The 15337-nt window shown below is 69.0% G+C and carries 13 protein-coding genes; all 13 read left to right on the forward strand.

What is annotated here, in order from left to right:
- The coding region (locus ACWKY3_RS06255) for an ATP-dependent Clp protease ATP-binding subunit (protein ID WP_449315566.1) at positions 1-1772 on the forward strand (1772 nt) is incomplete at its 5' end.
- A gap of 109 nt (positions 1773-1881) precedes the next feature.
- Positions 1882-2721, forward strand: coding sequence for a 2-C-methyl-D-erythritol 4-phosphate cytidylyltransferase (gene ispD, locus ACWKY3_RS06260; RefSeq protein WP_449315567.1), 840 nt, complete (start codon positions 1882-1884; stop codon positions 2719-2721).
- Positions 2718-3233, forward strand: a complete 516-nt coding sequence (gene ispF / locus ACWKY3_RS06265; RefSeq protein WP_449315568.1) for a 2-C-methyl-D-erythritol 2,4-cyclodiphosphate synthase — start codon at positions 2718-2720, stop codon at positions 3231-3233. The genes ispD and ispF overlap by 4 nt, the downstream gene beginning before the upstream one ends.
- A gap of 290 nt (positions 3234-3523) precedes the next feature.
- Positions 3524-4192, forward strand: coding sequence for a serine O-acetyltransferase (cysE, locus tag ACWKY3_RS06270; RefSeq protein ID WP_449315569.1), 669 nt, complete (start codon positions 3524-3526; stop codon positions 4190-4192).
- 144 nt (positions 4193-4336) lie between these two features.
- A complete protein-coding gene (gene cysS, locus ACWKY3_RS06275; RefSeq protein WP_449315570.1) occupies positions 4337-5842 on the forward strand; it encodes a cysteine--tRNA ligase in 1506 nt (501 codons plus the stop codon).
- A gap of 2 nt (positions 5843-5844) precedes the next feature.
- Complete coding sequence (locus ACWKY3_RS06280; RefSeq protein ID WP_449315571.1) at positions 5845-7083, forward strand: peptidase U32 family protein; 1239 nt, start codon at positions 5845-5847, stop codon at positions 7081-7083.
- Between the two features lie 198 nt (positions 7084-7281).
- A complete protein-coding gene (locus ACWKY3_RS06285) occupies positions 7282-8118 on the forward strand; it encodes a tryptophan-rich sensory protein (protein ID WP_449315572.1) in 837 nt (278 codons plus the stop codon).
- Between the two features lie 307 nt (positions 8119-8425).
- On the forward strand, positions 8426-9301 hold the full coding sequence (locus ACWKY3_RS06290) for a methylenetetrahydrofolate reductase (protein ID WP_449315573.1): 876 nt from the start codon (positions 8426-8428) through the stop codon (positions 9299-9301).
- Positions 9298-10074 carry a vitamin B12 dependent-methionine synthase activation domain-containing protein gene (locus ACWKY3_RS06295; RefSeq protein ID WP_449315574.1) on the forward strand — a complete coding sequence of 259 codons (777 nt, stop codon included), beginning with the start codon at positions 9298-9300 and terminating at the stop codon, positions 10072-10074. The genes ACWKY3_RS06290 and ACWKY3_RS06295 overlap by 4 nt, the downstream gene beginning before the upstream one ends.
- A complete protein-coding gene (locus ACWKY3_RS06300) occupies positions 10064-12607 on the forward strand; it encodes a homocysteine S-methyltransferase family protein (RefSeq protein WP_449315575.1) in 2544 nt (847 codons plus the stop codon). The genes ACWKY3_RS06295 and ACWKY3_RS06300 overlap by 11 nt, the downstream gene beginning before the upstream one ends.
- Positions 12608-12686: 79 nt before the next feature.
- Positions 12687-12986 (forward strand): CDP-alcohol phosphatidyltransferase, encoded by a 300-nt coding sequence (locus ACWKY3_RS06305; protein WP_449315576.1) that lies wholly within the window; start codon positions 12687-12689, stop codon positions 12984-12986.
- A gap of 61 nt (positions 12987-13047) precedes the next feature.
- Complete coding sequence (locus ACWKY3_RS06310) at positions 13048-13758, forward strand: 5-formyltetrahydrofolate cyclo-ligase (RefSeq protein WP_449315577.1); 711 nt, start codon at positions 13048-13050, stop codon at positions 13756-13758.
- A 202-nt stretch (positions 13759-13960) separates the two neighbouring features.
- Positions 13961-15301: a sodium-dependent transporter gene (locus ACWKY3_RS06315; RefSeq protein WP_449315578.1), complete on the forward strand. Its 1341-nt coding sequence runs from the start codon at positions 13961-13963 to the stop codon at positions 15299-15301.
- Positions 15302-15337: the final 36 nt, after the last annotated feature.

A 15337-nucleotide genomic window follows, 5' to 3' on the forward strand; every position in this document is an offset into this window, starting at 1 on the left:
TGAAGAAGTGCATCAAGGAGGTCATGGACGCGGGCGACATCATCCTGTTCATCGACGAGATGCACACGCTCATCGGCGCGGGCTCGGCCGAGGGTTCCATCGACGCGGCCGCCATCCTGAAGCCGCCGCTGTCGCGCGGCGAGATACAGGTGATCGGCGCCACCACCATCGACGAGTACCGCAAGCACCTGGAGAAGGACTCCGCGCTGGAGCGCCGCTTCCAGCCCATCACCGTGGGCGAGCCCAACGAGGAGCAGGCCATGCGCATCATGGAGGGCCTGCGCGACCGTTACGAGGCGCATCATCAGGTGCACTTCACCGACGAGGCGCTGCAGGCGGCCGTGGCGCTTTCAAGCCGCTACATTCAGGACCGCTACCTGCCCGACAAGGCCATCGACGTGCTGGACGAGGCGGGCGCGCGCATGCGCATCCGCAACATGACGCTGCCCAAGGAGCTGCGCGAACTGGACGACGAGCTGCGCCGCGTCCGCTCCGAGAAGGATAGCGCCATTGCCGCGCAGGACTTCGAGCGCGCCGCCCAGCTGCGCGACCAGGAGTCCGAGCTTAAAAAGAAGCGCGAGGAGGCCGAGAAGCAGTGGGAGGAGGACTCGCAGAAGTCCGTCCACCAGGTGACCGTGGAGGACATAGCCGACGTGGTGTCCATGACCACGGGCGTGCCGGTGAGCAACCTCACCGAGGCCGAGACGGAGAAGCTTCTGCGTATGGAGGCCGTGCTGCATGAGCGCGTCATCGGCCAGGAGGAGGCCGTCACGGCGCTGTCGAAGGCCATCCGCCGTTCGCGTTCGGGCCTTAAAGACCCCAAGCGCCCGGCCGGCTCGTTCATTTTCCTGGGTCCTTCGGGCGTGGGCAAAACCGAACTTTCGAAGGCGCTCGCGGAGTTCCTGTTCAACTCCGAGGACGCGCTTTTGTCCTTCGATATGTCCGAGTACATGGAGAAGCACAGCGTGTCGCGTTTGGTGGGCAGCCCTCCGGGCTACGTGGGCTTTGACGAGGGCGGCCAGCTCACCAAGGCCGTGCGCCAGCGTCCCTACTCGGTGGTGCTGTTCGATGAGATAGAGAAGGCGCACCCCGACGTGTTCAACATCTTGCTCCAGATTCTGGAGGAGGGGCGCTTAACCGACGCGCAGGGCCGCACGGTGGATTTCCGCAACACGGTCATCATCATGACGTCGAACGTGGGCGCGCGCGAGATCGCCCAACCCACGACGCTGGGCTTTTCCACCGAGGAGCGTGCGGGGCTTTCCGACAAGGAGATCAAAAGCCGCGTGATGGCCGAGATGAAGAAGCTTTTCAGGCCCGAGTTCTTGAACCGCATCGACGAGATCATCGTGTTCAAGAGCTTGACCGCCGAGCAGATCGGCGAAATTGTGAAGCTCATGGTGGCCGATCTGCGCGAGCGCTTGATCGCGCAGAACATGTCCATCAACTTGAGCGATGCGGCGTGCAAGCTCATTGCCAAGGAGGGCACCGACGCCACCTACGGCGCGCGTCCTTTGCGCCGCGCCATCCAGCGCCTGCTGGAGGATCCGCTGTCCGAGGAGATCCTCGAGGGCAAGTGGACGAGCGGGTCCATCATCGACGTGGACGCGGCCGACGGCGAGCTTGTGTTCGCGCAGGGGTCGGGTGCCATCCCCGAGCCGCGCAAACGCGACAGCATCGCGCGCGAGGCGGAGCTTCTGCTGACGAACTACGACCTGGGTCACGCCGGTGTGCGCGGTGGCGGCTCGGCCGCCGGCGGCGCGGCGGACTAGGAGGGCCGGCGCCCCGGCCGAACCGCGTTTTGCGCGAATCCCGGCGCTCATCGGCGCCGGGATTTGTCGTATACTGGGAGCGTATTGCAAACCAACCGTGAGGACGACCATGCCCAAGACCATCGATCCCGTGTTCTCGTCAGAGGTGCTCAGATCGCCCGAGCTTGTTTTGGACCACTTCGACTTCGACGCGATCTCGCAGGCGATGGGCGGCCTCAAGGGCGAGGTGGACAAGCACCCCCAGACGGCTGCCGTCATCTTGGCCGGCGGCACGGGGGAGCGCTTCGGCAAGGAGGGCGGCAAGCAGCTGGTGGAGATTGCCGGCAAGCCCGTCCTGACGTGGTCGGCCGAGGCGTTCGACGCGGTGGGGGACATCGGCCTCATCGTGATCGTGTGCCCGGAGGAGCGCTGCGACGAGTACCTCAAGCGCGCCGTGGACCCGTTCCCGTTCGTGACCCCTGTGGTGGTGGCGCCGTCGGGCTCCACGCGCCAGGAGTCGGCGTTTTCCGGATTGGAGTACGTTCCCGACGACTACGGCTACGTCATCTTGCACGACGGTGCGCGGCCGCTGGTCACCCCCGAGCTTATCGCGCACACCATCAACACGCTCAAGGGCAACATCGATGCCGACGGCGCCGTGGTGGGGCACCCGGCCGTCGACACGCTCAAGGTGGTGGAGAACGGCGTTATCGTGGGCACCCCCGACCGCCGCGCGTTCTGGAACGCGCAGACGCCGCAGGTGTTCCGCGCCGGCATCTACCGCCGCGCGCACGCCTCGGCGCTCTCCGACGGCTTCGTGGGCACGGACGACTCGTCGCTCATCGAGCGGCTGGGCGGCAAGGTGCTTGTGGTGGAGGGCAAGCGCGACAACATCAAGCTGACGGTTCCGGAGGACTACCTCATGTTGGTGGCCGCCGTTCGGGCCATGTTCATGAAGGGTATGGAATGATGGCGGGCCAAAGGGGGTTCTTCGATCCTGCGTCTTTGCGCATCGGACAGGGCTACGATGTGCACGCGTTCGCCGAGGGGCGCCGGCTTGTTTTGGGCGGCGTGGACATCCCTCATACGCGAGGGCTTCTGGGGCATTCGGATGCCGACGTGCTGGCGCATGCCGTGGCGGACGCGCTGCTCGGCGGCGTGCGCGGGGGCGACATCGGCAAGCTGTTCCCGGACACCGACCCCGCCTACAAGGACGCCGATTCGCTCAAGCTTTTGGCCGCCGTGGCCGGTTTCGTGCGCGAGCGGGGGTTTCTCATCCTCGACGTGGACTCGGTGGTGGCCGCGCAGGCGCCGAAGCTCGCGCCCTATCGCGACGCGATGCGCGGGAACCTGGCGCATGCGATGGGCATCGACGTGGAGAACGTGGGCGTGAAGGCCACCACCACCGAACGCCTGGGGTTCGAGGGCCGCGAGGAGGGCATCTCCGCGACGGCTGTGTGCTTGCTTTGCCGATGTAGCTGAAGTTCCGCCGCCCTGACAGGTGGCAGAACGGGCCGACGCTGCGGGCTTGGGCTTCGTTGCTGCTGAGGGCTTGGGGCTTCGCCGCTTTGCCGGATGGCGGAGCGGGCCGACGGCGCGGCTTCCCGCAGCGCCCGATTTTGCGGCGCCGAGGGAGGCTCGTGCGCCAAGGCGCTTCGCCTCCGTTGCCCTGCGACTTGGGATGCCGCAGGAGCCTTCGCTGGCTTGCGCGGCGCCTGTGCACCTTTTTCAACCTGCGCAGCATTGCTGCATCGACAGATAGGTTTTCGCTCATGAACATATTCAAAACCATCCGAGAGGACATCCAAGCGGTCAAGGAGCGCGACCCGGCCGCGCAAAGCTCGTTCGTCATCTGGCTGACGTACCCAGGGCTGCACGCGCGCTGGTCGCATGTGGTTGAGCACTGGTTGTGGAATCACGGCCTCAAGAGCCTTGCACGCATATCGTCGCAGTTCACGCGCTGGATGACCGGTGTGGAGATACATCCGGCGGCGGTGATAGGGCGCCGGTTCTTCATCGACCACGCCATGGGCGTCATCATAGGCGAGACCACCGTCGTCGGCGACGACTGCACGCTCTACCAAGGCGTGACGCTGGGCGGCACCGGCAAGGAGACGGGCAAGCGCCATCCCACGCTGGGCAACAACGTGCTGGTGGGCGTGGGCGCGGCGGTGCTGGGCGACATCACCATCGGCGACAACTCCAAGGTGGGCGGCGGCGCTGTGGTGGTGAGCGACGTGCCGCCCAACTCCACGGTGGTGGGCATTCCAGGTCGCGTGGTGGTGCGCGACGGCCAGCGCGTGAAGAACGAGGCCGCCGACGCCGCGCAGCACAAGGAGAACTTGCCCGATCCCATCGCCGAGCGCTGCGCCAACCAGTGCGAGCGCATCGAGGCCCTGGAGCGCAAGATCCAAGAGCTTGAAGCCCGCGTGGGTCGCTAGGCGGGACGGACGGGGGCGCGTCGGGCTGTCGAGAGGGCGGCGCAGCTGCTTGGCGGCATCGCGGCGAAGCGCCGTGCGGCGCGTTGTGGTACGATAGCCCACGATCGCATCGAACACGTCTCCGACCGGCGAAGGAACGGCCCCATGATCAGACTCTACAACACGAAAACCCGCGAAAAGGTGAATTTCGAGGCGCGCGAGCGCGGCAAGGTGGGCATGTACGTGTGCGGCCCCACGGTGTACAACTACATCCACATCGGCAACGCGCGCACGTTCATCAGCTTCGACGTCATCCGGCGCTACTTCATGTGGCGCGGTTTCGACGTGACGTTCGTGCAGAACGTCACCGACGTGGACGACAAGATCATCGCGCGCGCGGCCGAGGAGGGCCGCGACGCCGCCGAGGTGGCCGCCGAGTACACCGAGGCGTTCATCGAGGACATGCGCCGCGTGAACGTGTTGGACCCGGACATCCGCCCGAAGGCCACCGAGGAGATCCCCGCCATGATCGAGCTTGTCCAGGAGCTTGTGGACGGCGGGCATGCCTACGAGGCGGACGGCGACGTGTACTTCAGCGTGCGGTCGTATCCGGCCTACGGTGAGCTGTCCGGCCGCGACGTCGACGAGATGGAGAGCGGACACCGCGAGCTGCGCGCCGACGGGCAGGGCGTGGGCGAGCGCAAGCGCGACCCGCTCGACTTCGCGCTGTGGAAGGCGGCCAAACCCGGTGAGCCGGCGTGGGAGTCGCCGTGGGGCATGGGCCGCCCCGGCTGGCATATCGAGTGCTCGGCCATGTCGCGCAAGTACCTGGGCCTGCCGTTCGACATCCATGGCGGCGGGGCCGATCTGGTGTTCCCGCATCACGAGAACGAACGCGCTCAGAGCGAGGCCGCGTGCGGCTGCACGTTCGCGAACTATTGGATGCACGGCGGCATGCTGCAGGTGAACGCCGAGAAGATGAGCAAGTCGCTGGGCAACTTCAAGCTGCTGCGCGACGTGCTGGACGCGGTGCGTCCCGAGGTGCTGCGCTTCCTCATGCTGCAGACGCACTACCGCAGCCCGCTCGACTTCTCCGACGAGCGCCTGGCCGAGGCGGAAGCCGCGCTCGGACGCATCGAGAACGCGGTGCGCAACCTGGGCTGGCAGCTGGAGAACGCCCAGGACGCCCCCTCGCCGCTTGACACGCGCGCGCTCATGAAGCGTGCGAAGGAAGCGAAGGTGGCGTTCGTTTTGGCCATGGACGACGACTTCAACACCTGCCGGGCGCTTGGCGAGGTGTTTGATTTGGTGGCGGACGTGAACGCGCAGACGGCGGGCAAGGTGCTGTCCGTGTCGGACGTGCCCATCGTGCGCGACGCGCGCGACACCGTGATCGAGCTCATGGGCGTGTTCGGCATCGACGTGGCGGCTGCGGGCGAAGGGGATGCCGGCGAGGCGTACCCTGTCGAGGTTGTGGACTTGGCCGCCGATCTGGCCGGATACGAGGGGGCCGACGCGGCTGAGGCCGTGGACGCGCTGCTGACGGCCCGCGCCGAGGCCCGCGCCGCGAAGGACTGGCCCCGCGCCGACGCCGTGCGCGACGGCTTGGCGGGCCTGGGCTTCACCGTGGAGGACACCCCCCAAGGCGCCCGCGTGTCGTACGAGGGATAGGCGTGGGGCGCGCTCCCGAGCTTTTGGCGCCCGCCGGCGGGCGGGCGCAGTTGGAGGCGGCGGTGCGGTTTGGCGCGGACGCGGTGTACTTCGCGTGCGATCGCTTCGGGTTGCGGCAGCGTGCAGAGAACTTCGCGCTTGACGAGGTGCCGTCGGCCGTGGCGTGCGCGCATGCGGCCGGGGCGCGGGCGTACGTGGCGCTCAACACGCTCATGGACGCCGACGATGTGGCGGCGCTTCCCGCCTACCTGGAGGCGCTCGATGCGGCCGGGGTGGACGCGCTCATCGTGAGCGACCTCGGCGCGTTCTCGCTTGCGCGCAAGCACGCGCCTTCTGTGGAGCTGCACGTGAGCACGCAGGCGGGCGTGATGAACGCCGAGGCCGCGCGCATGTGGCACGAGCTGGGGGCGAGCCGCGTGGTGTGCGCCCGCGAGATGAGCGTGGACGACATCGCCCGCCTGCGCGCCGACGCGCCGCGCGAACTGGAGCTGGAGGCGTTCGTGCACGGCGCCATGTGCATGGCCGTGTCGGGCCGGTGCCTGATCAGCTCCGTCATGACGGGGCGCTCCGGCAACAAGGGGCACTGCGCCCAGCCGTGCCGTTGGAGCTACGCGCTTGTGGAGGAGAAGCGGCCCGGGGAATTCTTCCCGGTTGAGGAGGACACGCGCGGCACCTACGTCATGAACGCGCGCGACCTCAACATGATCGCCCATTTGGACGACCTGGCGGCGGCCGGCGTGGACTCGCTCAAGATAGAGGGGCGCAACAAGAAGGCGTTCTACGTGGCCACGGTGGTGCACGCCTACCGCTCGGTGCTCGACGGGGCGAGCGCGTCCGAGGCGGCTGCGGAGTTGGACGCGGTCTCGCATCGGCCGTACTCCACGGGGTTTTACTACGGACGCGCCGACCAGTCGCCCGAGCGCGACGGCTACGTGCGGGAGTTTTTGCACGCGGCCACGGTGGAGGAGGCGGGGCCGCGCGCGGTCGTCGTCTGCCACAACCGCTTTCGCGAGGGCGACGAGCTGGAGGTGCTCTCGCCGCGCCGTCCCGTCGCGCGCGTGCGGGTGCGCAATCTGGCGTGGCTGCCCGCGCCCGAGCTGGGCGAGCCCGCCGCGTTGACGCCCGCATGCGCGCCCGTGCCCGTGCCCGTGGCCAACCGCTCGGCCGAGCGCTACTCCTTCGAGGCGGAGCCGAGCCTGCCCCTCGCTCCCGGCGACTACCTGCGCGTGCGCGCGATCTGACGCGCGGGGCTTATCGGCATCCGTGCGCGTGCGCGCCCTATGCGGTCGCGCGCGTTTCGGGGGAGGGCGCACCCCTCCCGTACCGAAGCGATGGCGTACTGCCAAGCGCCCGTAACGGCTTTCTTCCGGCACCGGGTCTACACTGGTGCCAGGTCGCCGGCCCGCTCGGCCGGTTGTTTCAAGAAAGCGAGGTGCGCCATGTCGCATTCCCCTCACCAAGCCTCCGTCGCCTCCGGCGTTGCGAAGCGCGTCCGCAGCACCCGCGCGGGCCGCAAGCTCGCGCGCGGCGGGTATCTGACGCCCGAGATCGTCGTCATGTGGGCGGCGTACGTCTTCACCATCGTGGGCAACGCCGTCATAGAGGCGGGGCAGGTCGGCGGCGTCACGTCGGCGACCGTCGCCTACGGCGTGTTCACCTGGTTCACGCCGGCGGGCTACGTGTTCTCCATTTGGACGCTCATCTACGTTGCCCTGGCGGTGTGGCTGGTCGCCTACACGCGAGACGCCCCGACCCGCTCGGGACGCTTGGGGCCCACGGCCGTTCTGTTCGCGGCCAGCAGCGTCTTCAACGTGCTGTGGCTTGCTTTGTGGCACTTCCAGATGGTGGCGGCGTCTTTCGTCGTCATTGTGGCGGAGTGGTGCGTGCTTGTTGCGCTGTACCTGCGCGTGCGCAAGTCGGCGGGCAGCGTGTGGGGGTGGGCGCCCATCTCCATCTACACCGCCTGGGTGACGGTTGCGACGCTGGCGAACCTGGCCATCCTGATCACGCGCGCCCTGGACGGCGGCATCCCCGTTCTCAACGACCTGTCGGCCATCGCTTTGACGGCCGGCGTGCTGGTGCTGGGCTACCTGATGAAGGAGCGTTTCGGCGACGTTGCGTTTCCGCTTGTGTTTCTGTGGGCGCTTGTGGGCGTGGGGGCGCACGTGGCGCAGGTTTCGTGGCTGACCGCGGCGGTGGTCTACCTGTTGTGCGCGATCGGCGCGGTGGCGACGTTCGTTCCCCTCGCCCGCTTGCGCGGGGCGTTGCGCGGCTAGGGCGGCGGCCGGCCCGGGCCGATGCGCCGGTCCGGGCCGCAGCCGCTTCGGCGGCGCTGGGGTGTCCGCCGTGCGCCCGGGGTCGGCTGCAGCCGCTTCGGCGGCGCTGAGGGAGGGTTCCCGCCATGTGTCCGGCGTCGGCCGCTGCCGTCTCCGCTTCGGCGACGCTAGGGGTGCCCGCCGTGCGCCCAGGGTTGGCCTCGGCCTCTCCTGCTCGCGTCGGCGCGGCGGGGGGGGGTCGTGGCGATTTTGCGGCTCGGTCGCCCATGGCGCCGCCGGCATCGCGCGTTTCCCTATAATGGTGCGCATGAAAACCGTCAGCGATATATATCGGGAGGCCCGCGTGTCGGGCCTCAAACCTGTCTCGTTCGAGGTGTTCCCGCCGAAAGGCGACCTTTCCCTGGAGGCCGCGCGCGAGATGGCGGCCCAGCTGGCCCAGCTTGCGCCCGATTTCATCAGCGTGACCTACTCGGCGGGCGGTAGCGGCAACAAGCGGGCGACCGCCGATATCGCCTCCATGATACAAGACGACTTCGACGTGCCCGCCGTGGCCCACCTCACCTGCGCGGGGGCTACCGGGGAGCTGGTGGACCGGGCCATCGCCGATTTGAAAGGCAAGGGCGTGCGCACGGTGCTCGCCCTGCGGGGCGACCCTGTTCCCGGCTGCGGGCCGACCGAGTTCTCCTATGCGCGTGACCTGGTGGCGCGCGTGGCGGCGGCAGGGCTGTGCGTGGGCGCCGCGGCGTACCCCGAAGGGCACATCTCCTGCGACGACGCGCGCGCCAACATCGAGCACCTCAAGGGGAAGCAGGACGCCGGGGCGAGCTTTTTCGTCACGCAGCTGTTCTTCGACAACGAGTGCTTCTACCGTTTCCGCGAGCAGGCGGAGGCGGCGGGCGTCTTCGCGCCCATCGCGTGCGGCATCATGCCGTTTTTGAGCAAGGCGCAGATCCAGCGCATGGTGTTCATGTGCGGCGCCTCGCTGCCCTCTCCCATCATCAAGCTGCTGGCGCGCTACGAGGACGCCCCGGACGATCTGCGCCGGGCGGGCATCGAGTACGCGTGCGCCCAGCTGACGGACTTGGCCGCGCATGGCGTGGACGGTCTGCACGTGTACACGATGAACCGGCCCGACATCGCCCGGGCGAGCATGGCCGCCCTGCGCGCGACGGGGAGCCGGTGAGTGTGACGGCGGCGCCCGCGCCCTGGGCGCACGGCCGGCCTGAGACGGCGCGGTTCGCCGGGCTGTCGCTTGACCGCGCGGAGGCGCTTCGCTACGCGGGCCACGCCGGGCAGCGGATGGACGGCGGGCTGCGCGCGCGGTTCGACGAGCTGGCCGACGCGTGCGAGCGGACGCTTCGCCCGGCGGGCGTGTGGGCCGTGTTCCCGGTGGCCGGCGGAAGCGGGATTGGCGCCCCCGAGGCGGGGCGTCCGGATGCCCGCGTGGAGCTTGCGGGCTGCGGGCTGGCGCTTCCCGGGGCCGACATCTCCCGCCATCTGGAAGGAGCGCGCGAGGTGGCGCTCATGGCCTGCACGCTGGGCGCGCAAAGCGAGCGCGAGCTGCGCAAGCACGCCGCGCTTGGCCCGGTGGACGCGCTGCTGTACGGAGCGGCGGCGTCGGCGCTGGTGGAGGCCGCCGCCGACGCGATGGAGGCGCTCGTCGTGGAGCAGGCCGCCGCGCGCGGGCTGCGCGCGGGCTTTCGCTACAGCCCCGGCTACGGGGATCTGCCCCTGTCGGTGCAGCCGGCGCTTGCGGACGCCCTCGACGCCGCCCGGCGCATCGGGCTTGCCGTCACCGAGGCGTACGTGCTTGTGCCTGCCAAGAGCGTGACCGCCGTCATCGGGCTGTTTGACGCCGACGCGCCCGCGCCGCAGGCGCGCAACGCTTGCGAGACCTGCCAGCTGCGGGAGCGCTGCCCGCTTCGAGAGAGGGGAACCACCTGCCATGGCTCATGAAGGATCCGGCGCCTTCCCGGCGCGCACCGAAGGCGACCTTCTGTCCCGCGCCCTGAGCGGCGAGGGCTTCCTCGTGCTCGACGGCGCCATGGGGACGCAGCTGCAGGCGCGAGGGCTTGCGCGGGCCGGCGCCATCCCCGAGCTGCTGAACCTGACGAATCCAGACGATGTGACCGCCATCCACGCGGACTACGTGGTGGCCGGCGCCGACGTGGTGACCACGAACACCTTCGGCGCGAACTCCCGCAAGCTGGAGGGGCATGCGACGGTAGCCGAGGTGTGCCGGGCCGGCGCCGCATGCGCCCGCGCGGCGGGGGCGCGCTATGTGGCGGGCGACATCGGGCCTGTGGGCGCGCTGCTGGAGCCTTTGGGCGCCATGACGTTCGAGGAAGCGTACGATTTGTTCGCCGAGCAGGTGGACGCCCTCTGCGCAGCCGGGTGCGATTTGGTGCTCATAGAGACGATGGCGGATCTGCGCGAGGCGAAGGCCGCGCTTTTAGCCGCTCGCGAGCGGTGCGATCTGCCCGTGGTCGCGACGATGACGTTCGGGGAGGACGGGCGGACGTTTCTGGGGACGCCTCCGGAGGTGGCGGCTGCGGTGCTGTCGTCGATGGGCGCGCAGGCGGTGGGGCTGAACTGCTCGCTGGGTCCTTGCGAGCTGGCGGGGGCGGCGCGGACCATGGCCCGCTTCTCGCGCTGTCCCGTGGCCGCGCAGCCCAACGCGGGTCTGCCGCGCGTGGAGGGAGGCGATACGGTCTACGACGTCTCGCCCGAGGAGTTCGCCTGCGCCATGGAGGACCTGCTGGATGCGGGCGCGAACATCGTGGGCGGCTGCTGCGGCACCTCGCCGGCGCACATCGCGCGCCTGCGCCAGGCGGTGGACGCGCGCCGCGCCCCGGCGCCGCGGGCCTTCGAGCCGGCGTGCGTGCTCGCGAGCGCGCAGGAGGCGGTCGTGCTGCCCAAGGGCCGTCCGCGCATCGCCGTCATCGGGGAGCGCATCAACCCGACGGGCAAGCCGAAGCTCAAGGCGGCGTTGCGCGCGGGAGACTTCGACTACCTGGTGGGCGAGGCGGTGGCCCAGCAGGAGGCCGGCGCCGACGTGCTGGACGTGAACGTGGGCCTGCCCGAGCTGGACGAGCCCGCCGCTCTGCGCGCGGCGGTGGAGAAGCTTGCGGCCACGGTGACGCTTCCCCTGGTGCTGGACTCGAGCGATCCGGCCGCCATCGAGGCGGCGGTGCGCGGGTACGCCGGCAAGCCGCTCGTGAACTCCGTCAACGGCAAACGCGAGAGCTTGGACGCCGTGCTGCCCCTGGTGAGGAAGTACGGATGCGCGGTCATCGGCCTGACGCTCGACGAGGGGGGCATCCCGCCTGCGGCGGAGGGGCGCTTCGCTATTGCCGAGCGCATCGTGCGCGCCGCCGAGGAGGCGGGCGTGCCGCGCCAGGACGTGGTCATCGACTGCCTGGTCATGGCGGCGGCCACGAACCAGGACGAGGCGCGCGAGATCCTGCGCGCGGTTTCGCTTGTGAAGGAGCGCCTCGGCGTGCGCACGGCGCTCGGCGTGTCCAACGTGAGCTTCGGGCTGCCGCAGCGCCCGCTTGTGAACGCGACGTTTCTGGCGGCGGCGTTCGGCTGCGGCCTCGACCTGCCCATCCTGAACCCGCTTTCGGGCCGCTACCGCGACACGGTGGCCGCGTTCAAGGTGCTCAACGGCCAGGATGCGGGGGCGGCGGGCTTCATAGGCGACTACGCCCAGGCGCCCGACCCCTACGACGGCCCCGCCGCAGGCGACGCGGGCTTGGTTGGCGACGCGCCGCGCGCCCTTGCCGAGGCGGCGTCCGAAGGGCTTTCGGACGCCGTGCCCGTCCCGCCCGAGCTGGCCGACGCGGCCGATGCGGTGCGGTCCATGGCGCACCTGATCCTGACGGGTCGCAAAGGCCCCATGCCCCGCGCCACCGAGCGCCTGCTTGAGGGCCATGATCCCCTCGATGTGGTGAACGGCGTGTTCATGCCCGCGCTCGACGAGGTGGGCGCGCGGTTCGAGCGCGGGGAGTTCTTCCTTCCGCAGCTCATGGCGTCGGCCGAGGCCGTGAAGGCGGGCTTCGACGTGGTGCGCGCCCGGGCGGGCGGCCCTGCGGAGGCCGACGATGAGCGGCGCGTGGTCGTGGCCACGGTGAAAGGCGACATCCACGACATAGGCAAGAACATCGTCAAGATGCTTTTGGAAAACTACGGCTTTGCCGTCATCGACCTCGGGCGCGACGTGGATCCGCAGGACGTGCTGCGGGCGGTGCGAAAGCACGACGCGCGCCTGGTGGGCCTCTCTGCGCTCATGACCACCACGGTCAAGGCCATGGAGGAGACGGTGGAGCTTGTCCACCGCGAGGCGCCGGGGACGAAGGTGTTCGTGGGCGGCGCCGTGCTCACGGCCGATTACGCCGCCCGGATAGGCGCCGATTTCTACGGCAAGGACGCCGCCGAGGCCGCCCGCATCGCGGAAAAGTTCTTCGCGGAGGAGGGATCGGGGAAGTAATCTGCGTTTTACGGTGAAACGGAGCGCGGTTTCTTGCTATGATAGCGGACAAGGTAATCCCGTACGAAAGGGGTCGTTGATGGGAACGAAAGCAGCAGAGGCTCTGGAGGTGTCCTTCGACGAGCTGCCCACCTACCTGCACGCGAAGCATTCCGTGTACATGGAGGTCGGCGGCGTCACGTACTACCTCACCGACGTGAACGACCGGTACTGGCGGGCGCAGCACACCGACCGGTTCAACGACAAGGGCCACTACGTGGACGCGAGCGAGCTGGTGCCCACGATCAGCGAGTTTTTGTCGCTGCCCTTCGCGGACGGCAAGTCCATCACCGACGTGTTCGACGAGGCGACGTTCTACGCCTCCGAGAAGGCCGAATAGGTCAAGACGACAACGAATGCAGGGGCCGCGCGAGCGGCCCCTTTTCGGACGGGGGCGAACCATGGCGAAAGGAGCGGGCGACGGCGTTGGACGCGGGGCCGCGCATAAGGCTTGGAAGGCCCGTCCGTCTAATGACGCGCGCGATGCGGTTTCGCTCGGGAAAGACCGTCTGCGCTCGCTCGTGCTTGCGCGCAGGGACGCCATTGCGGCTGCGGAGCGCGCCATGCGCAGCCGCCTGCTCTGCGCGCGCCTCGTCGAGCAGCTTTCGCCTCGGTTGGGGCCGGGGGCCGTCGTGGCCGCTTACGCTGCGCTCGGCAGCGAGCCGGATCTGGGCGCTTTTGTCGAGGAGGCGTACCTGCGCGGGTGGCGCGTGTGCCTGCCGTGCATGATACGCGTGCCCGAAAGCGCTCGGGAGCCGGCGGGGGCGGCACGCCGCACGCGCATGGCGTTTCTTGACGTTGGGCGGGATGCGTTCGAGGCACGCGAGGCGCCTTTCCTTGCGCATCCCGCGCGCAGCGTGTCGGCGGACTGCCCGTCGATCGCCGGTTTCGCGGAGGTTGCGCCGGAGGCCGTCGACGCGGTGGCGGTGCCCCTTGTTGCGTTCGACGACATGGGCAATCGCCTGGGGTACGGCGGGGGAAACTACGACCGCTTTTTGGCGAAGGCGCGTCCTGACGCCTGGGTGGCGGGCGTCGCCTTTACCGAGCAGCGGGTGGACGCCGTTCCCGTGGAGCCTCACGACAGGCCCCTTCCCCATATAGTGAGGGCCTGACCGGGCCACCTGGCGTCTTGTCGCGCTGGATGCGCGCCCTTTTGGCAAACGGTGCTCGCCTTGCCGCGTTGGGCGGTGCGGCAAGGCGGCCATGCCGTGCAATTCGCAGGCCCCGAGCGCGTTCGGGTAGGATACAATGATCGCTTCAACGAAGAACGCGAGCCGCGCTCGTTTTCGCGCGGGCATAAGGAGGGCCGAGGGTATGAAGGCCGAAGCCAAAACGGGGCGCGACCGTTTCACGAGCCGCGCGGGCTTCATCATGGCGTGCGTGGGGTCGGCGGTGGGCATGGCCAACATCTGGCTGTTCCCGTACCGCACGGCCGAGCTGGGCGGCGCGGCGTTTCTCATCCCGTACTTCGTGTTCGTGGCGCTTCTGGGCTTCACGGGCGTGATCGGGGAGATGGCGTTCGGGCGGGCCATGGGCACCGGCCCCATGGGAGCGTTTGCCAAGGCGCTGGAGATGCGCGGTGTGAAGCACGGGCGCGTGATGGGGAAGCTGGTGGGCGCCATCCCCACTCTGGGGTCGCTCGCCATCGCCATCGGCTACGCGGTTGTTTTGGGCTGGGCGTTCAGATACCTGGTGTTCGCGCTCACCGGCCAGCTCATGGCCTCGGACGACGTGGCCGCGCTGTTCGGCGGCGTGGCGGCCGACTTCGGCAACGTGGGGTATCATCTGCTGGGGCTGGCGGTGACGTTCTTCGTCATGCTGTTCGGCATCTCGCGGGGCATCGAGCGGCTGAACAAGGTGCTCATGCCCTTGTTCTTCGTGCTGTTCCTGATCGTGCTGGCGCGCGTGGCCACGCTTCCCGGGGCGGGCGGGGGCTACGAGTATTTGTTCGTGCCCCGGTGGGAGGCGCTCGCCGACCCCAAGACCTGGGTGTACGCGCTGGGCCAAGCGTTCTTCAGCTTGTCTTTGGCAGGCAGCGGCACGCTTGTGTACGGAAGCTATTTGGGGCGCGATGTGGACGTGGTCACTTCGGCGCGCAACGTTGCCCTGTTCGACACGCTGGCGGCCATCGTCGCCGCGGCGGTGGTGGTGCCGGCGGTGTTCGCGTTCGGGCTGGATGTGTCCAGCGGCCCGCCGCTCATGTTCATCACGCTTCCGGGCGTGTTCCAGCAGATGCCGCTTGGCGGGGTGTTTGCCGTGGTGTTCTTCGTGGCGGTGGTGTTCGCGGCCGTGACGAGCTTGGTGAACCTGTTCGAGGCGCCTGTGGAGGCGTTGCAGGAGCAGCTTCGGTTGCCGCGCTGGGCGGCCGTGGGCGTGATCGCGGCAGTCGCGGTGGCGGTGGGGCTGTTCATAGAGGGGGGAGATGCGGTGTCGGCGTGGATGGACGCCATCTCCATCTACGTCATACCCGTGGGCGCGCTTCTGGCCGCCATCATGTTCTTCTGGGTGTGCCCCAAGGGATTCGCGCGCGCCCAGGCGGAGGAGGGGCACGGCAAGAGGCTGGGCGGCTGGTTCGAGTTCATGACGCGCTACGTGTTCGTGGGCATCACCGCGGCGGTCATCGCGCTGGGCATCTTCTTCGGCGGCATCGGGTAGCGTGGGGCGGCAGCGCGGGCAGCGGGTGCCCGCGCT

The organism is Rubneribacter sp., from assembly GCF_965361815.1.

Excerpts from the sequence above, each read along its gene's own strand:
- ispD (WP_449315567.1), top strand. The coding sequence starts at position 1,882 with ATGCCCAAGACCATCGATCCCGTGTTCTCGTCAGAGGTGCTCAGATCG.
- ispF (WP_449315568.1), top strand. The coding sequence starts at position 2,718 with ATGATGGCGGGCCAAAGGGGGTTCTTCGATCCTGCGTCTTTGCGCATC.
- cysE (WP_449315569.1), top strand. The coding sequence starts at position 3,524 with ATGAACATATTCAAAACCATCCGAGAGGACATCCAAGCGGTCAAGGAG.
- cysS (WP_449315570.1), top strand. The coding sequence starts at position 4,337 with ATGATCAGACTCTACAACACGAAAACCCGCGAAAAGGTGAATTTCGAG.
- ACWKY3_RS06285 (WP_449315572.1), top strand. The coding sequence starts at position 7,282 with ATGTCGCATTCCCCTCACCAAGCCTCCGTCGCCTCCGGCGTTGCGAAG.
- ACWKY3_RS06290 (WP_449315573.1), top strand. The coding sequence starts at position 8,426 with ATGAAAACCGTCAGCGATATATATCGGGAGGCCCGCGTGTCGGGCCTC.
- ACWKY3_RS06300 (WP_449315575.1), top strand. The coding sequence starts at position 10,064 with ATGGCTCATGAAGGATCCGGCGCCTTCCCGGCGCGCACCGAAGGCGAC.
- ACWKY3_RS06305 (WP_449315576.1), top strand. The coding sequence starts at position 12,687 with ATGGGAACGAAAGCAGCAGAGGCTCTGGAGGTGTCCTTCGACGAGCTG.
- ACWKY3_RS06310 (WP_449315577.1), top strand. The coding sequence starts at position 13,048 with ATGGCGAAAGGAGCGGGCGACGGCGTTGGACGCGGGGCCGCGCATAAG.
- ACWKY3_RS06315 (WP_449315578.1), top strand. The coding sequence starts at position 13,961 with ATGAAGGCCGAAGCCAAAACGGGGCGCGACCGTTTCACGAGCCGCGCG.